We start from the raw sequence: 18,620 nt of genomic DNA on the forward strand, positions 1-18,620 counted from the left end.
TTTTCAAGCATCCCCATACTTTACTCAACAGCGATAAAATCATTTAATTATATAAGTAAAACGCTGTTCCATATAGATTACAGACTACTAAACGAGTTCATCCCCGCTCCAATCTCAAATAAACAACTTAACGAAAATTTACATATCTTGTTATAATTAAATACACTCAAACGATTTTAAGGGGGGGCGTTTTATGAGCGACAACATTTTCAAACAAGCAGTACCTGTTTTAAAGACAGAAAGATTAACATTAAGACCAATTACACCGAATGATGTAGAAGCCATGTTTCTTTATGCTTCCAGTGAACATGTAGCTCGTTATGTGACATGGGACGCACATAAAAGTTTAGATGAAACAAAGGATTTTATTGCATTGATTTTATCTGGTTACCAACAAGGTCAGCACTTTTTTTGGGGTATTGAATATGAGCAAAAATTGATTGGCACCATTGACTTCGTGTCGATTAATACGACACATAAATTTGCAGAGGTTGGTTATGTTCTTTCTGAAGCTTATTGGAGTAAAGGGATAACGACTGAAGCGGCAAAAAAACTAATCGATTTTGGCTTTACGGAATTAGGATTAGTACGAATTCAAGCGCGATGCTTTGAAGAGAATATTGGATCTCAAAAAGTAATGGAGAAATCAGGGATGCTTTTTGAGGGGATTTTACGAAAAAGTATGTTTGTTAAGGGAATTCATCAAAATGTTAAAATGTATGCTATTACAGATAATGACTATGTTAATTCATAATCGGACTAAGCCCTGCAAAAAATCAGCAGGGCTTATTTAACTTACAACCATTTCTCAATACAATAGACTTTTTTGGCCGTTGCATCTAATCTTACTTGTTTTCCTATAGCAATTGGATGCATCGGGTGAGTATGACATATATCAAATTCTGCTAAGATTGGGATATCAATACCGTCTAACTGTTCAAGCAGTATTTCATATGGTTTACGCCCAGTACCTAAATCATCATAACATTCATGCTTGCCTAGAATAATGCCACTTATTTTTTCAAATACTCCGTGTAATTTCAGCATCGCAAAATTTTTCTCAACGATAGCTGTGTTTTTAGCGGAATCTTCTATTAATAAGATATCTCCATCATGATTTTTCGGGAAATAAGATGTACCAATAAATCCATACATAGCATTTACATTGCCACCAATTAATCTACCTTCAGCAACCCCTTCTTGAACCGTCAACCATTCATTCTTATATAAATTTTTTTCTACCGTTTTTTCTAGCCAATTGACGGGTTCATCTGACCAATATGTAGGCATTGGAATTTCGTAAGGTAATGATTGTGACTTAAAGAAGTAGTTCTCGAAGAATTGATATGTATCATTGACTAATGGCTCAAATTCACCAAAGGAAGGAACTAATGCCGGACCGTAATAAGTTGTAATTCCTGTTTTTGCGTAAAGTGCCAGTAAAATTGCCGTTGCATCAGAATAACCAACGACGATTTTTGGATTGCTTCGAAACGCCTCATAATCAATATACGGCAGCATACTATTTGAATTTGTACCACCTATTGTCGACATAATGATGTGTACGTTTGGATTTCGTAGTAATTCATTGAATTCTTCAGCACGCTCTTTTGGAGTGCCAGAGCGATAAATATCAGATTTACCAGTTAGACTTCCTTCAATTAAGTTTATATTTCTTTGTTCAAGAAAAGCTTTTGCACGCTTATATCGAGAAAGGGCACTGACGGATGCTGGCGATGATGGTGAAAAAATACCAATATTTATACTACTACTGTTTCTTATTGGATTCATACAGTCACTCCTTTTGTTTTACAATAATTTTGACATATAATGTTCATCAATGTACTCACCATCTACATATAAGGAATGTCTTTTAGTCCCCTCAATTTCAAATCCCATTTTTTCATATAATGCTACCCCTGCAGTGTTGTTCGACATTACTGTAAGTTCCAAGCGATGCATGCCCTTTTCTTTTGCCCAATCGTCTAGGAAACTGAATAATGCCGTACCAATTTTCTGTCCTCTATTATCACTATGGATACCTACGACAATATAGGCTCGATGTGAAACTCTAGATGGCATATTATTACCCTGAACAATTAAATAACCAACTACTTTCTTTTCTATTTCAGCTATAAATAAAGCTGAATGGCTGTTATTATTAATATTCTCGATAAATTTAGTAAATTGTTCAGTCTCTAACTTTCGTTCACCTGGCCCGAATAACATAAAATTAGACTCTTCCGCATTTTTTATGACAGCTATGATTTGTTCAGCATCTTCACGTTTTGCCTCTCTTATTAACATTTTTATCAAACTCCTTTCTTTATCAGTTATACCTTGGCATTCTATTTCAGCGGATGTTTGGACACCCGCTGAAATAAGTTAAAATTTAGTGATCTGTATCATCAAATCTTTCGTGTTCATTTGAATTTCACCACCGATAGGAAACGTAAAGATTGGTTGTGTATGTCCAAAATCAACATCATATAGTACTGGTATTTTTCTTAAATTCGGATGCTTATCTAAAATAAAATGTAATTGCTCCTCCGTCATATTTGAAGCTCTTTGAAAACGCCCTATTGCAATACCTTTTATATTGCTAGTAGCTTGTAATAAGGAGGTGAAGTCCCGAGCAAATATTTCTGGATTAACTAGTTCATCATCTTCTACAAATAAAATACTATTCGATAACTCAGGCATATACGGTGTACCTTGAAGTAGATTTAACGTACATAAATTTCCACCAAATAATCGCCCACTTGCTTGTCCTTCGGAATATACCTTCCAACTAGCGACTTCAAAATGACGATTATGTTGATCTAAATACCATGCATCATCACTCCAAACGTTTGATGCTTTAATCGTATATGGTGTATTGTTCATCAAACATTTTTGAAAATAGGATCGTTGATAGTCTTGTGCCTGCTCCATGCCAAAGCTAGAAAAATGAGGACCCGAATACGTAATAAATCCACACTTTTTAGTAATAGCTGTTGCTAAAGCTGTGATATCACTGAAACCACAAAATATTTTTGGGTTATTTGCTATCATGTCATAATCCAAATAGGGTAATACCTCATTACAGTTATAACCGCCAATGACTGTTAATACAGCCTTTACATTCTCATCACGAAAAGCATCATGAATGTCAGCAACTCGATGCTCAACAGAAGATGAATGCTGAAGATCACATTCAAAAATATGTCGACCAAAGGAAACATTAAAGCCTAATTCTTCAAGCCTTTTCTTTGTTTGTTCAGTGCCTTCTGCTGTTATGATTGCTGCACTACGACTAGGTGCGATAACCCGTATCTCATCACCTACCGTTAATTTATTTGGAATACGCAAACTGCTCTCTCCCTTATTAGTGTAATTTTTCTATTAATCTTTCATCTAGAACTAAAATTTTCTCTATTATTACAAAGCACTGATGGAAAATCAAATATAAAATTACAATTTTTTCATATATTTTATTGCATCGTGAAATGAAGCCCAATGTACTATTTAACCGAGGCTGGAACAAAATTGATCTGAACCTTAAAACGCGAGAGTAAATTTTAGAAACGTTGATTTCTTTCTTCTACCAGCTTTGTTTGATGTTTTACCAGCGATTCCGGCTCTTCTATCAGCGTTGTTTGATAGTTTATCAGCGATTCCGGCTCTTCTAACAGCGTTGTTTGATGGTTTATCAGCGATTCCGGCTCTTTTATCAGCGTTGTTTGATGGTTTATCAGCGATTATGGCTCTTCTATCAGCGATGGTTGATGGTTTATCAGCGATTATGGCTCTTTTATCAGCGTTGTTCGATATTTTACCAGTGATTATGGCTTTTTTATCAGCGATGTCCGGCGTTCCGGCCTTTATCATTCTTCTGACTATAAAAATCCATAAAAAAGATGCATCGCAAAGTAATTTTGCAATGCATCTTCTTTGTATTGGCTGTGCGACCAATGCGTTTAATTATGCCAGCAGCACAGACTTCTTAAAATTTTTTCTTTAAGCAAGCAGCGTAAGAACTCGGCTATCTATTTTCTCTTTTTACCAATTAATAAAGTGACTTGTGCCATTGTAAATGGCAATGAGGATTTCTTTCGATACGCTATATACTTTGGCTCCCAAAAATCTGCATATTTTAATTTAAAGTTTTTTAATCCTTTAAAATGATAGAAGTGCTGCCCATGTAAAAATATTTGTGCTGCAATTTTTTCACTCAAGAAGGAATACCTAGACTTTCCGACATTTGACAATGGTGACATCCCCATGTTAAAAACACGGTAGCCTTCTGCTTTTGCCCATTCAAAGAGCGATAGGAATATGAAATCCATCGTTCCAGATGGTGCTCCCGGCTTAAAACGCATGAGATCTACTGAGAGTCTTTCGCCTTTATCGTACATTGGCATGATACTCGCAAAGCCAATTACTCCTTCTGTATCACGTAAAACGGCAATGTTTGAAGTGTTTAAATAGTGTTCATTAAAAAAACCAAGAGAAAAGCCTTTTTCTGACCTTCCCTGCAACCATTTCGTTGATACTTCTTGTAATTCATTCATCAATTCCTGTGAGTAAGGAGGGCTTACTATTTCAACTGTGAAATTTTCTCGTTCAAATTTATTTTTTACCGCTCGGCGACCCTTCATTCCCTTACCAGCAAGGGTAAACTTATCTAAATCTACAAAAGCTTCTTCGCCAAGCTTAAAAAAACTATACCCATGCTCATGTAAAGAAGGAAAAATTTTATTATTAATTTCATAAAAGACTGGTGTATAACCATGCTTATCCGCCAATTCTAAAAACTCCTGAATAGCGGATAAAAAATCAGATTCATCTCCTACTGGATCTCCCAGTACAACGATTTTATCGGCATATATTTGATAAGAAAATAAAACTGTACCTTGTTTATTCCAATGGACAAATTTATCATGTAAAAAAATTAAATGTGAATACTCCGTCCCTTTATAGGTCATCAAATGATCTTTGATTCTCTCTTCTTGCTCACTTGAAAAAAGCTTTTCCATTTTCTTAGGTGCACGAATAAAATAACCTATATAAAAAATGACAATTGCTATTAGGATACCCATTACTGCACTATAAAATAGGTCTCGGTAATCCGTAATGATGTATTCCTGTAGAGCGGCAGGAATATGAATTTTGGAAGAAGGTAAGTTCACATAACCAATCAATACGTACATCGCTGTAATGATTGTCACTGCAGCAAGGTCAATCAAAACGACGCCCCATGTCAAAACGTTACTTTCACGGTAAAATTGTTTTTTTGAGGCAATTAACAGCCCTGCGACAATCAGTAAAAAAATTGCTTCTTCATAGTCCAAGCCTTTAAAAATCGAAAATAGTGCAGAACTACTTAGCACAATGAGGCAAAGCTGATATGCCCTTTTTACTTTATATTTAATCCCTCTACATAAACCTAAGAGAATAAAGCCAGCTGCAACAGTCATTTGATGAGAGACATGCATAATCGGCGAAGATAAAAATTCCTGAGCTATTTTTAGTCGACTTAAAATACCTGGCGCTGAAGCTGATAACAATAATACAATGCCAGAGAGAAATACCAATATCGTTAATAGCATGTGACTAAGTTTCTGAAAAACGACATTTGGCAAGTCATCCCACGATTGATTCCAACGTTCCCAATATTCTTTTACGAATAAAAGAGAAGAAACTAAAAATGGAAGCACAAAATAGCCAACCCGATACAAAATTAATAGAAAAAGCACTTTTTCATCAGCGATTCCTAAACTTTGAGTCCCCCATAAAAAAACAAGGTCAAATGAACCCACTCCACCAGGGATCATACTGACAATCCCCGCACAGGAAGCAATTAAAAATATGGGAATTAAATTGGATAATTCTATTGGGATGTTCAAAATAAAAGTTAATATCCAGATTACTAAAAAGACTGCAACCCATTCAGTGACAGAAGTACCCATCAATTGAAGAGAGATCTTTGGCTTTATAGAACCTGCTTTTTTATTGCGAATGATGAGCATAGCAATAAAAATCGGAACATATAAGCTGACAAGAATAACCGCTATCTTTAACCATCGTACTTCTTTTAGCAATGGGAAGTCCCAAAAGAATATATACATAATCCAAGCTAACAGTGAAATCCCCGTTAAATAAAAGAGTGTTACGGAGGCTATGTTTTTTAACAAGTCTTCCTTATCCTCTTTATATTTCGAATAGAAATAATTACGCAGAAAAACACCCACTAAACCACCAAAGCCAATAAGATTGGAGAAGGTATTCACAATAAATGAATGATTCAGCAAAAGACGGTTGTTTATTTTGATTCCTAATATTTTCACTAAAATAACATCATAAAAAATCATCGGTGTAATGGCACAGAAGGTGATAAAAAGAATAAATAAGAGCTCCCATATTTGCAGTTCATTCACTTCTTTCCGCAGTAAATGAACATCTATCCCACTTATCGTTTGTAGAATTTCATAAATTGCTATTGCTAAAAGCGCTATTGGAAATAGAATTTTCAAAAATTTAAATAGCGACTCTTTTCGAACGTTGAACATGTGTGTTAAACCTACTCCCCATTAGCTTTCTAAAATCAATTTTATGTTTAAACGTCTAAGTTCAATGACAGCAGATTCTTTTTTCATAAAAAAATCCTTTAAAGAATAACATCCCATTATTGTAACGTATTCTCTGCTATATGTATCATCAAAGCAAGTTTGACTCTCGGGATAAAGCATATTTTAAGTATTCATCAATAAACAAATTTCTCGATAACCCTTCTTCTTCCAAAAATCTAATCCATATTGATGAGAAAGCAAATGATGCTTCCAATATTCCCTTAGTTTCTATGGTTGCCCTATTAAAGATGTATTAAACAGTTCTATAAGACACTCATTCGGATTAAATATAATATCGATGGATAGGACGTCCCACACTTCCATATTGTATATCCACCTTTAATAAATTTTGTTTTTCTAAAAAATCCAAGTAACGTCGAGCTGTTACACGAGCCGCTCCAATATACGTTGACACTTCTTCCGCTGATACGGCTCCGTCACTCTCTTGAATATAGGCAAGCACCTTGTCTAATGTTGCTCGATTAAAACCCTTTGGTAGCTCGTCAATTATTATCGTCTCAGTGATCGGTGGAACAACTATTTGTTCAGAAATACGTTGCTGCATTAGATGATCTACATCATGCTGTGTTAAATCTTGCATACCACTTATTTTCTTTCTATAAGCTTGATAATTCTTTAAAGTTTGTTCAATTCGTTCAAACGTAAAAGGTTTCATAATATAATCATAGACACCTAGGTGTAATATTCTCTGCACAGTAGACATATCATTCGCAGCAGTTACGGCAATAACATCAACTGGAATATGTTCTTCACGAATTTTCCCTAGCGTAATAATACCATTCTGCTCTGGCATAAAAATATCCATAAAGACAAGCTCAGGGTTTAATTGTTTAATCTTCTCTATCCCTTCTATCCCATTACCAGCATAGCCTATCAATGAAAATCCTTTGATTTGCTCAATAAATTGCCTGTTCACTTCTCGTACCATTGGATCATCTTCAATTAATAACACATTTATTACATCCATCTACTCTTCCCCTAACTCAAATAAGATTAAGAAACTTGTCCCTTTCTTAAATTCACTCACTACTTCAATATCGCCATTACCTTTTCTTACGATTTCATGTATTAAATGCAAGCCGATACCGCGATTCTCACTTGCCTTTGTAGAAAATCCATTTTCAAACATACGAGCTTGGACCTCTTCAGACATCCCAATTCCATTATCGGAAACAGCAATTGCTAGCACACCGTCATGCTCATCTACAGAAATCGCTACATATTTATCACCCTTCGAAAGAACATTTAGCGCTTCAAAGGCATTTTCAATTAAATTTCCTAACAAGACGACAAAATCGTGGTGATCTAATAATGGGGGAAAGCTTTTAAAATGACTTTTTCGATCGATTTCTACTTGTATGCCTAATTCCTTGCCATAACTAACTTTACTTAGCAATAATCCTGAAATATTTTCATTATGAAAGCGTTCATTCAAAAACTTCGTTAAAGAAGCTTCATTTTCTGTAGTAGCTGTAACGTATTCAAGTGCTTGCTTTGTATGTCCCAATTGTAGAAGTCCTGCAATAGTATGAAGCTTATTTTTATGCTCATGTGTTTGTACACGCAGTGCTTGAACAAAAGCTTTAACACCTGTTACCTCTTCCGCAAGCTTTTTCACTGCTGTTAAATCTTTAAACATAGCAACTGCTCCAACTAACTCACCATTCACAATAATCGGGACACGATTACTCAAAATACTATGATGATTGATGTAGAGCTCTTGATCGTATACCGGCGTTGCTGTTTCTACAATTTCAGGCAATCGTGTGTCAGGCAAAACATCATAAATCTTTTTTCCGATACAATCCTCTATCTTTCTAGTAACTCCTAATATATCAGCTGCTTTTTCATTAAAAATTGTAATATTCATTCCTTTATCGACCGCTATAATGCCTTCATGCATAGCATTGAACGTTTCTGTTCGTTCCACATACATCTTGGCAATCTCATGAGGCTCAAGCCCAAACATTTGCTTTTTAATATGTCGGCCAAGTGTATATGCTCCCCAAATGCTAAAAACAAGCGATATAAGAATAGTAATAAAAATTTCGTGCTCATAGTTTTGCAACATTTCTATAAAAGTTGGTAGTGAATACCCTACCACGACTATGCCTACTTGTTCTTTTTTGTCATCAATAATAGGGACGAAAGCTCGAATCATTACACCCGCTTCCCCTTGCGCCTTCGATATATAATAATGCTCACTAAATGAAGCATTTAAATCATGTGATTCACTACGCTTCCCTATTTCTTTACTGACTGGGTGAGATAGTTTAATACGATCCATATTCATTACAACAATATACTCTGCTTTATTAACAACACGAATTCCATCTACAATTTTATTGACATTTTTCGCCGCTTCTTTAATATTGTCATTTTTCAAATGCATACTGATTTCTGGCACATTTGATACAGTTCGCGCAACGAGCATAGCACGCTGACCAAATTCCTTTTCTTGCTCAGTTAAGAGGTTTCCAAGTACAAAAATGCCACCAAGTAAAAAGGAGAATGCAATGATTAAAAATGTCACTAACAGGATTTTGCCGTTTACAGGCATTTTTATCATTTAAAGTTCCTTCCTTTCCAAATCTGCATTTCACTATTAGAGAAGCTTAATGGGCGGATTTTACTCATGCTCAGAATGTCACTTCTATCAATGATATGCTTTTAAGATTATCTTCAAAAAAATCTTTTGACAACACTTTTAGTTGACATAAATAGGAGAAAGTCATGAACTTAATGAACAATATTACGAAAAATTGTCGCAAAACAAAATTTTCTTCCATTAATTATTTTTGTATTATAACAATAGTGATTTTATCACAGAGTATCATAACAGCTCGAGTTATTGAAAACACTACCTTTTATTTAAAATATCGATGAATGTACTTAATGAACGATATGTTTCTTATTTTCTAAATCTCTTTTTTCTAAAAGGATTCGCTATGATAATTCTAGTGAAAACGATATCAAAGAGAAAATTTAGAAAAGAGGTAGCATAAAGTGAAATTACTGAAAAATCTGACCGTTCAGGTTATAGCTGCAATCATTCTAGGGGTGATTGTTGGGGCTATCTTCCCTGAGTTTGGTGCAAGCCTTAAAATCCTGGCCGACTTATTCATTAAGCTAATTAAAATGTTAATCGCCCCTATTATCTTCTTAACAGTTGTTATCGGAATCGGTAGTATGGGAGATATGAAAAAGGTTGGAAAAATTGGAGGAAAGGCGTTACTGTATTTCGAAATTGTCTCTACCATTGCCTTAGCAATCGGTATAGCTGTTGCATTAATCGTTAGCCCTGGTACAGGTTTAGATACATCAGGTGCTTCCGAAGCCGATATCTCAAAATATACAACTGCTGCAGCAGAGTCTGAGCAAGGTTTAGGTGCTTTCATCTCTAGCATTATTCCTGAAAACGTTGTAGGTGCACTTGCAACAGGACAATTACTTCCCGTGTTATTCTCTGCAATCTTGTTTGGCTTAGCTGCTGCTTCTATTGGCGCACCTGCAAAACCTGTCATCACATTTTTTGAACAAGTGGCAGAAATTTTCTTCAAAATCGTAAGTATGGTGATGAAAATATCTCCAATAGGTGCTTTTGGTGCAATGGCCTTTACGATTGGTAATTTTGGTTTGAAATCGTTAGGCAACTTAGGTCTATTAATGGCTGCAGTATACATTACAATGTTCTTATTCGTAGTCTTTGTTTTAGGAACGATCGCAAAATTCTTTGGCTTCAACATTTTTAAATTTATCGCTTATATAAAAGAAGAGATTTTCTTAGTAATTGGTACCTCATCATCTGAATCTGCCTTGCCATCTATGATGCGTAAATTAGAAAACTTTGGTTGCTCTAAACAAGTTGTTGGATTAGTAGTACCAACTGGTTATTCCTTCAATCTTGATGGAACGTCCATCTACTTATCAATGGCTGCGTTATTTATTGCACAAGCATACGGAATGGATTTGACGTGGATTCAGATCATTACACTTCTTGGTATTTTAATGATTACATCTAAAGGAGCCGCTGGTGTAACAGGTTCTGGTTTTATCACATTAGCAGCAACACTTGCTGCTTTCCCAATGATTCCAGTCGAAGGGATTGCGCTATTAATTGGTGTTGACCGCTTCATGTCTGAGGCACGTGCCGTAACAAATTTAATTGGTAACGGTGTAGCTTGTGTAGTCGTATCGAAATCAGAAAAAGAGTTTGATGTAGAAATGCAAGAACGTGCACTTCAAGGAAAAAATACTATTGTGTCCTAAGAACAAATGCGCTAAAGCGCTCGTTTACATCCGACAAGCAATGGAGAGCCCGAAGCAGCAGTAAACGCTCCACCACTTTTGCCCGAGGGATCGAAGCGACCTCAAGGATGTAGCGCTTTAGCCAAGACGTCTACTATGTTCTAGGTGATTCATAGGCAAAAAATCTATATTTTCCTTACCTACAAGAAAGAGTAGTGATCACAGCAAGTTGCTGTTTTCACTACTCTTTTTTATTTAACATATTGTTCAAGCAAACGTTGCGTATTTGTTGATTGTTCAAGTGCTTTTTTCTCTTTTGCCCAATAGATTAAATATGGCTGATCCCCAACATTAAAAACCATCTGCTGTAATTCTTCACTAAGCTCAGAGCTAATCGCGACCTTTAAAATATCTACCTCATATAAAGGCTCTCCTTTAATTTCGTAGACAATATGATAAAGTGGTTTTTCTTCAAATATAGCTCGTTCTTTTTTGCTTAGTTTCTTAACATGGCTTAGCGGATAGTTTTCAATATTAGCTGTTGCATCTTGACCTGTTGCTCGAAATAAAGATTGCTCTCCTTTAAATAGCTCGATTGCATCAATTTCTGCTGTGTGATCTAAAATGCGAGAAATAGCCTCTTCCTCATTTTTGTCGCGAGATTGTAATGTAAAGGCGACAATAAGAATAATTGCAGCAAATATAACTAGTTTCCATCTTCGTTTATTCATTTTCATTACCCATTCAATGCCTTTTTGACAAAGCGGTTAATATCTACATCCGCCCCAATGACAAGCATAATATCTCCTAGCAAAATTTTATCACTTGCCTGCGGAGATACGATGATATCTGCACCTCGCTTAAGACCTACAATATTAATCCCGTACTTTGCACGAATATCTAGATCCATAATAGAGTAACCTGCAATCGCATCATTGGCCTTAAGCTCCATAATTGAATGTTCATCCGAAAGCTCTAAATAATCAAGCACTGTATTTGACAACATATTATTGGCAATCCGTATCCCCATATCACGCTCAGGGTGCACGACAAAATCTGCGCCAATTTTACGCAGAACTTTTTCATGGTAATCATTCTGAGCCTTTACAGTAATCTGCTGAACACCTATTTCTTTTAAAATAATAGTCGACAAAATACTAGCCTGAATATCTTCACCAATCGCTACGATAACATGCTCAAAATTACGAATACCTAATGAAATTAATACCGATTCATCCGTCGAATCTGCGATAACGGCCTGTGTGGCAATGGAAGCAAACTCGTCCACCCGCTCTGAGGAATGATCTATCGCCATAACTTGTGCGCCTTGACTCATTAGTTCGCGAACAATGCTTCCTCCAAAACGTCCAAGTCCAATGACAGCAAACTCTTTTTTCATCATTAAAAATCCCTCCGAAAACTACTATACCCTTATTGTAACGTATTCTCTGCTATATGTATCGTCAAAACAAGTGACTATTCGTCAATAAAAGACAATCCTTAGACAGGAGCGTTCTGCTTAGTGGGTTTTTTGCTCTGGTTGACCGAGGAAGTGATCAGGTTTGCACCCAAACTGCTCGGTTGACCCCATGAAGTGATCAGGATCCCGTTTTCCATAAAAAAGACGAGGGAAAATATCCTCGCCTCGTAATCTGCTATTTTATGCGTTGCGCATTTCATCTAAAACGCGATTTACACGTTTTTCCAACATTTTCATACCGCTACCACCAGCTTGCATGTGACGAAGTTGACCATCTTTATCGAACACAAAATACGCTGGTACGTATTGATTTTCAAATGCATCCGTTAGCTTTAATTCGCTATCTACAAAGATCGGTTGAACAATGTCATGCTCTGCTGCTACCGATTTGATTGTTTCTAAATTTGTATCTTCCTCAGAACGTGGCATATGCACGGCAATAACGTTTAACTCATCTTTGTATTGATCACGGAAATTGTTGACATCCGGCATTGCTTCTTTACATAAATGGCAACTAACTGACCAGAAATGGATTAATGTTGGTTTTTCGCCTACTAAATCCGCTTTTGTTACTTCACCATTTAACCAAGTCGTTGCGCCTACAAGTTCTGGCATTTGTTCACGAAGTTTCATAAAACATTCTCCTTTTTTCCTTTTTCTAGGACCATTATCAAAACGTGTAGTTGATTTCCGTTCCGGCTGGGCGCTTTCCTGGAGTCGCCCAGCCTCCACTCCAATCAACTTATTTACATAGTAGACGTTTTAACAAAAGTCATCCACAATTTTTGGTGATGAACCTTTTTCTATATCAAGTTTAAAAAAATCCCCACAAACTTGCTGTGGGGACTCTTTATTTGTTAAATGATCAATTTCAACAGACCTTGAATTCAGTTCAAAGCCCGACATAGAAACCCTACTTCAATTATAGAGTTGCTTGACCTGGGCGCCAGTTTGCTGGGCAAAGACCACCAGTTTGTAAAGCTTGCAGTACACGTAAAGTTTCGTCTACATCACGGCCGATGTTGTTATCGAATACTGTTTGGTATTTTAATTCGCCTTCTGGGTTGATGATGAATAAGCCGCGTAGTGCGATACCTTCTTCTTCAATTAATACACCATATTCTTGTGAAATTTGGTGATTTGTATCTGCTGCTAATGGGTATTTTAACTCACCAAGACCATTTTTAGTGCGGTCAGTGTTAATCCAAGCTAAGTGAGTGTGGATTGTATCAGTAGAAACACCGATTACTTCTGCATCTAAGTCTTCGAACTCATCGTAACGATCGCTCATTGCAGTGATTTCTGTTGGACAAACGAAAGTGAAGTCCATTGGATAGAAGAAAAGGACTGTCCATTTGTCTTGTGCTTTAATGTCTTCTAATGATACTTTACCAAATGATTTGTCTGGAAGTACTGCTTCCATTGTAAAGTCAGGTGCTTGTTTACCTACCATGCGTTCTGCCATTATAAATCCCTCCGATTAAATATGTAGTGTATATATTCCATTCGCACCAGCGAACTCGTCTTCTACGATAACAGAGTAATCGTAGTTTTTCAAACAAGTAAACTTCACAAAAGTGCACATATTAAATTGTCTGACAAATTTCCGTCAAATCCCCAAATGGAATAGCTGCTACAGCCTATTTATTAGCTATTTTTAACATTTTTATTCTAGTTTAAACGAAATTTTTCTACGCTACATTTATGTATAATTTCAAAAAATTTCATCTACTTTTTTTTGATAAAAAACGATTGCAAATTCTTTATTATTATGTATAATTGTAATGGTTTTAGTAAACTAAAAGTTTCGTTAAAGTAAACTTCGTATTTCAAAAGTTTATGATTGCTAAACTTCTTCTAGGAGGGAAAAGATGCAAATTGGAGCAAAAATCAAAGCGCTTCGTTTAAAAAAAGGTCTTACCCAAGAGGAACTTGGAGAACGTACAGATTTAAGTAAAGGGTATATCTCTCAATTAGAACGTGATCTAAATTCACCTTCCATTGAAACTCTTTTTTCATTATTAGAAGTATTAGGGTCAACACCTAAGGAATTTTTCGATGATGAATCACCTGAACAAAAGGTTGTATATACAGAAGAAGATCAATCCACTTATACAGACGAAGAAAAAAAATATGAAATTCAGTGGCTCATTCCTACTTCAAATGAAAAAGAGATGGAGCCTATTTTCTTGACACTTGCTGCTGAGGGGGAATTCAAACAGTTTGAGCCCTCACTCTCAGAAACATTTATTTTTGTTGTTGAAGGGCGTATTCGTCTCGTTTTAGGAGATGAACAGTACATAGCGAGTAAAGGCAATGCTCTCTATTTTGACGCGACAGATCATCATCAAATTTTTAATGCACATGCTGATGAAACAAAAATTTTACTTGTCGCAACGGATTCATATTTATAGCTTAAGGAGGCGCATCTATGACAACGAATTCGATTATCCGCTTTGAAAATGTTTCAAAGTCCTATAATGACGGCACTGTCGTCTTAAAAAACATTAACTTGGAGCTAGAAAAGGGAAAATTCTATACACTGCTAGGTCCTTCTGGTTGTGGTAAAACAACTATTTTACGTATGATTGCTGGATTCACAGAACCAACTACAGGAAATATCTATTTTCATGATAAAAAAATCAACTCAGTGCCAGCAAATGAACGCCAAGTAAATACTGTTTTTCAGGATTATGCGTTGTTCCCTCATTTAAACGTTTTTGAAAACGTCGCATTTGGACTTCGCATTAAAAAGCTTCCTGAAAGTGAAATTAAAATCCGTGTTGCTGAAGCATTAAAATTCGTTAACTTAGCAGGCTATAGCAATCGTGAAATTTCTGAGATGTCAGGCGGTCAACGTCAACGTGTTGCGATTGCTCGTGCAATTGTGAACGATCCTGAAGTAATTTTACTTGATGAGCCTCTTTCTGCTTTAGATTTAAAGCTACGTACAGAAATGCAGTATGAGCTACGAGAGTTACAACAACGACTTGGGAAAACATTTGTCTTTGTTACACACGATCAAGAAGAAGCACTTGCGATGAGTGATGAAATATTTGTTTTAAGTGAAGGTGAAATTCAACAATCTGGTACACCAGTGGATATTTATGATGAGCCAATTAACCGCTTCGTTGCTGATTTTATTGGTGAATCAAATATTGTTCCTGGCGTAATGATTGAAGATTTCAAAGTAGAATTTGCTGGTAAAGTTTTTGAATGTGTTGACCAAGGTATGAGGCCAAACGAAAAAATTGATATTGTCATTCGACCTGAGGATTTAGAAATGACAACAATCGATAAAGGCAAGCTTGTCGTTAAAGTTGATACTCAATTGTTCCGCGGGGTGCATTATGAATTATCTACTTATGATAAAGATGGCAATGAATGGCTTGTGCATTCATTGAAAAAAGCTGAAGTAGGGACAGAAATTGGCTTAGACTTTGATCCAGAAGCAATTCATGTAATGCGCTTAAATGAAACCGAAGAAGAATTCGATAAACGTTTAGAGGCGTATGGAGACGACGAAGATGCAAACTAAGACTTCGAAATCAGCTTTATTTCCTTATGTTTTATGGATTGCACTTTTCGTTATCGCACCGATTGCCCTTGTTGTTTACTACTCCCTACTAGACATACATGGCAATTTCACGCTCGATAACTATAAAGCATTCTTTACTTCTGTCTATTTAAAAATGACATTAAGCTCATTTTGGTATGCGTTTTTAATTACGTTCTTTACGTTACTTGTTTCGTATCCAACAGCCTATTTTTTAACAAAAACGAAATATAAGCAGCTTTGGCTTTTACTAATTATTATTCCTTCTTGGATTAATCTTTTGTTAAAAACATATGCCTTTATCGGGATTTTCGGCTTGTACGGCCCATTAAATGCATTTATCGAAGTATTTGGTTTTGATCCGAAGCAAATGCTATTCACTGACCTTAGCTTTGTGTTCGTATCCGTTTATATTTTTATTCCATTTATGATTTTACCGATTTTCAACTCATTGGATCGTTTAAATCCGGCTCTTATTTATGCAGCACGTGATTTAGGGGCATCTGCCTTTACTACATTCCGTCGCGTTATATTGCCTTTAACAATGGACGGTGTTAAATCAGGTATTCAAGTTGTATTTATTCCTGCATTATCACTTTTCATGATTACTCGTTTAATTGCAGGAAACCGTGTTATTACACTTGGTACAGCTATTGAACAACAATTCCTTGTAACTCAAAACTGGGGAATGGGTTCAACAATTGCTGTGTTCTTAATTTTATTTATGGTCATCGTTATGTTAATTACAGGACAAAAAAAGGATAAAGGAGGTCGCGTACGATGAAAAAACTATCTGCTACAGCAAGAGTGTATTTAGCGATTGTTTTTATCGTTTTGTATGCACCTATCTTCTATTTAATCTTCTATTCGTTCAATAGTGGCGGATCGATGAATAATTTTGAGTCCTTTACATTAGAGCATTATAAAGCTGTCTTTGAGGATTCACGTCTACTCGTCATTCTCATTAACACAGTCATTGTGGCATTACTCTCTGCATTGATTTCTACAATCATCGGGACACTAGGAGCAATTGGCATTGTCACTGTGAAAGATTCCAAAATGCGCAATACCCTACTTTCTTTAAACAATGTGTTAATTGTGAGCCCAGATGTCATTATTGGTGCAAGCTTTTTAATTTTATTCACAATGGTCGGCATTAAATTAGGCTTTACTTCTGTGTTATTAGCACATGTAGCGTTCAGTGTCCCAATTGTTGTACTAATGGTCTTACCGAAACTATTAGAAATGAATAAATCTTTAATCGATGCTGCATTAGATTTAGGTGCAACGAAAAAAGATGTTATGATGCGTGTTATTTTACCGTATATTCGACCTGGTATTTTTGCAGGGTTCTTCCTTGCCTTAACGTATTCTCTAGATGATTTTGCGGTAACGTTTTTCGTGACAGGTAACGGCTTTAGTACATTATCTGTTGAAATTTACTCGATGGCACGTGCCGGTATTTCCTTAACGGTTAACGCTATTTCTGGTTTAGTATTCTTTGTAACGGTTATCGTCGTAGTTGGCTATTACTTCATTACAAGCCGCGCTAGTAAAAGAACGGGGGGAACTCAATGAAGCAATTAATTCAAGCAACAGTCGCAATCCTTGTCGTTTCCGCCCTTTTGTTCTATGCTGCTGACGCACTAAGTGCTAGCGGTGGGAAAAGTGGGAAAGATACGTTAACAATCTTTAACTGGGGAGAATATATAGACCCGGATTTGCTAAAGCAATTTGAAAAAGAAACAGGCATTCACGTCATCTATGAAACGTTCGACTCAAATGAAGCAATGATGACAAAAATTCAACAAGGTGGTACAGCTTACGATATCGCAGTACCTTCTGAATATATGATTGAAAAAATGAAGGAAGAAAACTTACTTATTCCTTTAGATAAAACGAAAATCCCTAATTTTAAAAATATCGATCCTTATTTTTTAGATTTACCATTTGATGACAACAATAAATATTCTGTTCCATATTTCTGGGGGACAGTCGGCATTGTCTATAATCCAAAGCTCGTTGGAAAGCTAGACTTCTCATCTTGGAAGGACTTATGGGATCCTTCGTTAAAACGTAAAGTCTTTTTAGTAGACGGTGCACGTGAGGTAATTGGTATGGGCTTAAACAACCTTGGCTACTCTCTCAACTCTTTAAATGACCAGGAGTTGCGTAAAGCTACTGATAAACTAATTACATTGGCGCCAAATGTTAAAGCCATTATCGGGGATGAAATTACACCGCTGATGGTTAATAATGAAGCTGCTGTGGCACTCACTTGGTCTGGTCAAGCAGCAGACATGCTGTCTGAAAATGAAGATTTAGACTTCGCTGTACCAAAAGAAGGCTCAAACTTATGGTTTGACAATATGGTTATCCCAAAAACATCAAAAAATATTGATGGTGCACATGCCTTCATTAATTTTATGTTGAAAGCTGAATCAGGTGCTCAAAACGCTGATTATGTAGGCTATTCTACCCCTAATATTGCAGCGATGAAATTAATGGATAAAGAAGTTGTATCTGATAAGCGCTTCTATCCTTCTGAAGAACAGCGTAAAACATTAGAAGTTTATAAAAACTTAGGCCCTGATTATTTAGGTAAATACAATGAGCTGTTTTTAGAATTTAAAATGAGTATTCGATAAACCATTTGAAGCTGTTCTCGAGTTAATTGAGAACAGCTTTTTGGTTGTATAGCTGG

The 18,620-nt window shown here is 36.0% G+C and carries 19 protein-coding genes; 8 read left to right on the forward strand and 11 right to left on the reverse strand.

Features of this window, described 5'->3' with window-relative positions:
* Positions 1–193: 193 nt before the first annotated feature.
* Complete coding sequence (locus ACYQ73_RS04115; protein ID WP_460011265.1) at positions 194–754, forward strand: GNAT family N-acetyltransferase; 561 nt, start codon at positions 194–196, stop codon at positions 752–754.
* Between the two features lie 41 nt (positions 755–795).
* Here the strand turns inward: ACYQ73_RS04115 and ACYQ73_RS04120 are convergent, their stop codons facing one another.
* The 3 genes from ACYQ73_RS04120 to ACYQ73_RS04130 form a co-directional block, all read right to left on the reverse strand.
* A complete protein-coding gene (locus tag ACYQ73_RS04120; RefSeq protein WP_460011266.1) occupies positions 796–1,791 on the reverse strand; it encodes a S66 family peptidase in 996 nt (331 codons plus the stop codon).
* Between the two features lie 18 nt (positions 1,792–1,809).
* Complete coding sequence (locus ACYQ73_RS04125; RefSeq protein ID WP_460011267.1) at positions 1,810–2,307, reverse strand: N-acetyltransferase family protein; 498 nt, start codon at positions 2,305–2,307, stop codon at positions 1,810–1,812.
* A gap of 78 nt (positions 2,308–2,385) precedes the next feature.
* A complete protein-coding gene (locus tag ACYQ73_RS04130) occupies positions 2,386–3,351 on the reverse strand; it encodes a S66 family peptidase (RefSeq protein WP_460011268.1) in 966 nt (321 codons plus the stop codon).
* Between the two features lie 241 nt (positions 3,352–3,592).
* Between ACYQ73_RS04130 and ACYQ73_RS04135 the strand changes: the two genes are divergently transcribed.
* Positions 3,593–4,003, forward strand: coding sequence for a hypothetical protein (locus ACYQ73_RS04135; RefSeq protein WP_460011269.1), 411 nt, complete (start codon positions 3,593–3,595; stop codon positions 4,001–4,003).
* Between the two features lie 25 nt (positions 4,004–4,028).
* Here the strand turns inward: ACYQ73_RS04135 and mprF are convergent, their stop codons facing one another.
* The 3 genes from mprF to ACYQ73_RS04150 form a co-directional block, all read right to left on the reverse strand.
* Positions 4,029–6,515, reverse strand: coding sequence for a bifunctional lysylphosphatidylglycerol flippase/synthetase MprF (gene mprF, locus ACYQ73_RS04140; RefSeq protein ID WP_460011270.1), 2,487 nt, complete (start codon positions 6,513–6,515; stop codon positions 4,029–4,031).
* Between the two features lie 379 nt (positions 6,516–6,894).
* A complete protein-coding gene (locus ACYQ73_RS04145) occupies positions 6,895–7,599 on the reverse strand; it encodes a response regulator (protein WP_460011271.1) in 705 nt (234 codons plus the stop codon).
* Positions 7,600–9,201 carry an ATP-binding protein gene (locus ACYQ73_RS04150; RefSeq protein ID WP_460011272.1) on the reverse strand — a complete coding sequence of 534 codons (1,602 nt, stop codon included), beginning with the start codon at positions 9,199–9,201 and terminating at the stop codon, positions 7,600–7,602.
* A 437-nt stretch (positions 9,202–9,638) separates the two neighbouring features.
* On the opposite strand from ACYQ73_RS04150, the gene ACYQ73_RS04155 reads away from it, so the two are divergent.
* Positions 9,639–10,901: a dicarboxylate/amino acid:cation symporter gene (locus tag ACYQ73_RS04155; RefSeq protein WP_460011273.1), complete on the forward strand. Its 1,263-nt coding sequence runs from the start codon at positions 9,639–9,641 to the stop codon at positions 10,899–10,901.
* Between the two features lie 230 nt (positions 10,902–11,131).
* Here ACYQ73_RS04155 and ACYQ73_RS04160 read toward each other — a convergent pair whose 3' ends face one another.
* The 5 genes from ACYQ73_RS04160 to ACYQ73_RS04180 all read right to left on the reverse strand — a co-directional run bounded on the left by ACYQ73_RS04160 (position 11,132) and on the right by ACYQ73_RS04180 (position 13,825).
* Positions 11,132–11,611, reverse strand: coding sequence for a hypothetical protein (locus ACYQ73_RS04160; protein ID WP_460011274.1), 480 nt, complete (start codon positions 11,609–11,611; stop codon positions 11,132–11,134).
* Positions 11,612–11,616: 5 nt separating this feature from the next.
* Complete coding sequence (locus ACYQ73_RS04165) at positions 11,617–12,279, reverse strand: potassium channel family protein (RefSeq protein ID WP_460011515.1); 663 nt, start codon at positions 12,277–12,279, stop codon at positions 11,617–11,619.
* A 261-nt stretch (positions 12,280–12,540) separates the two neighbouring features.
* Complete coding sequence (locus ACYQ73_RS04170; protein ID WP_053483465.1) at positions 12,541–12,993, reverse strand: TlpA family protein disulfide reductase; 453 nt, start codon at positions 12,991–12,993, stop codon at positions 12,541–12,543.
* Between the two features lie 129 nt (positions 12,994–13,122).
* Positions 13,123–13,266 (reverse strand): hypothetical protein, encoded by a 144-nt coding sequence (locus ACYQ73_RS04175; protein WP_460011275.1) that lies wholly within the window; start codon positions 13,264–13,266, stop codon positions 13,123–13,125.
* Between the two features lie 16 nt (positions 13,267–13,282).
* Positions 13,283–13,825, reverse strand: coding sequence for a peroxiredoxin (locus ACYQ73_RS04180; RefSeq protein WP_248718040.1), 543 nt, complete (start codon positions 13,823–13,825; stop codon positions 13,283–13,285).
* 406 nt (positions 13,826–14,231) lie between these two features.
* Here ACYQ73_RS04180 and ACYQ73_RS04185 point away from each other — a divergent pair, with 406 nt between their 5' ends.
* The 5 genes from ACYQ73_RS04185 to ACYQ73_RS04205 are packed head-to-tail and all read left to right on the forward strand — an operon-like array spanning position 14,232 to position 18,564.
* Positions 14,232–14,774: a helix-turn-helix domain-containing protein gene (locus tag ACYQ73_RS04185; protein WP_460011276.1), complete on the forward strand. Its 543-nt coding sequence runs from the start codon at positions 14,232–14,234 to the stop codon at positions 14,772–14,774.
* Positions 14,775–14,791: 17 nt separating this feature from the next.
* Positions 14,792–15,898 carry an ABC transporter ATP-binding protein gene (locus tag ACYQ73_RS04190; RefSeq protein ID WP_460011277.1) on the forward strand — a complete coding sequence of 369 codons (1,107 nt, stop codon included), beginning with the start codon at positions 14,792–14,794 and terminating at the stop codon, positions 15,896–15,898.
* A complete protein-coding gene (locus ACYQ73_RS04195; protein WP_460011278.1) occupies positions 15,888–16,700 on the forward strand; it encodes an ABC transporter permease in 813 nt (270 codons plus the stop codon). The genes ACYQ73_RS04190 and ACYQ73_RS04195 overlap by 11 nt, the downstream gene beginning before the upstream one ends.
* Positions 16,697–17,494 carry an ABC transporter permease gene (locus ACYQ73_RS04200; protein ID WP_460011279.1) on the forward strand — a complete coding sequence of 266 codons (798 nt, stop codon included), beginning with the start codon at positions 16,697–16,699 and terminating at the stop codon, positions 17,492–17,494. The genes ACYQ73_RS04195 and ACYQ73_RS04200 overlap by 4 nt, the downstream gene beginning before the upstream one ends.
* Positions 17,491–18,564, forward strand: coding sequence for an ABC transporter substrate-binding protein (locus ACYQ73_RS04205; RefSeq protein WP_460011280.1), 1,074 nt, complete (start codon positions 17,491–17,493; stop codon positions 18,562–18,564). Before ACYQ73_RS04200 ends, ACYQ73_RS04205 begins: the two co-directional genes overlap by 4 nt.
* The last annotated feature ends 56 nt before the right edge of the window (positions 18,565–18,620 follow it).

This window comes from Lysinibacillus sp. CTST325 (assembly GCF_054665055.1).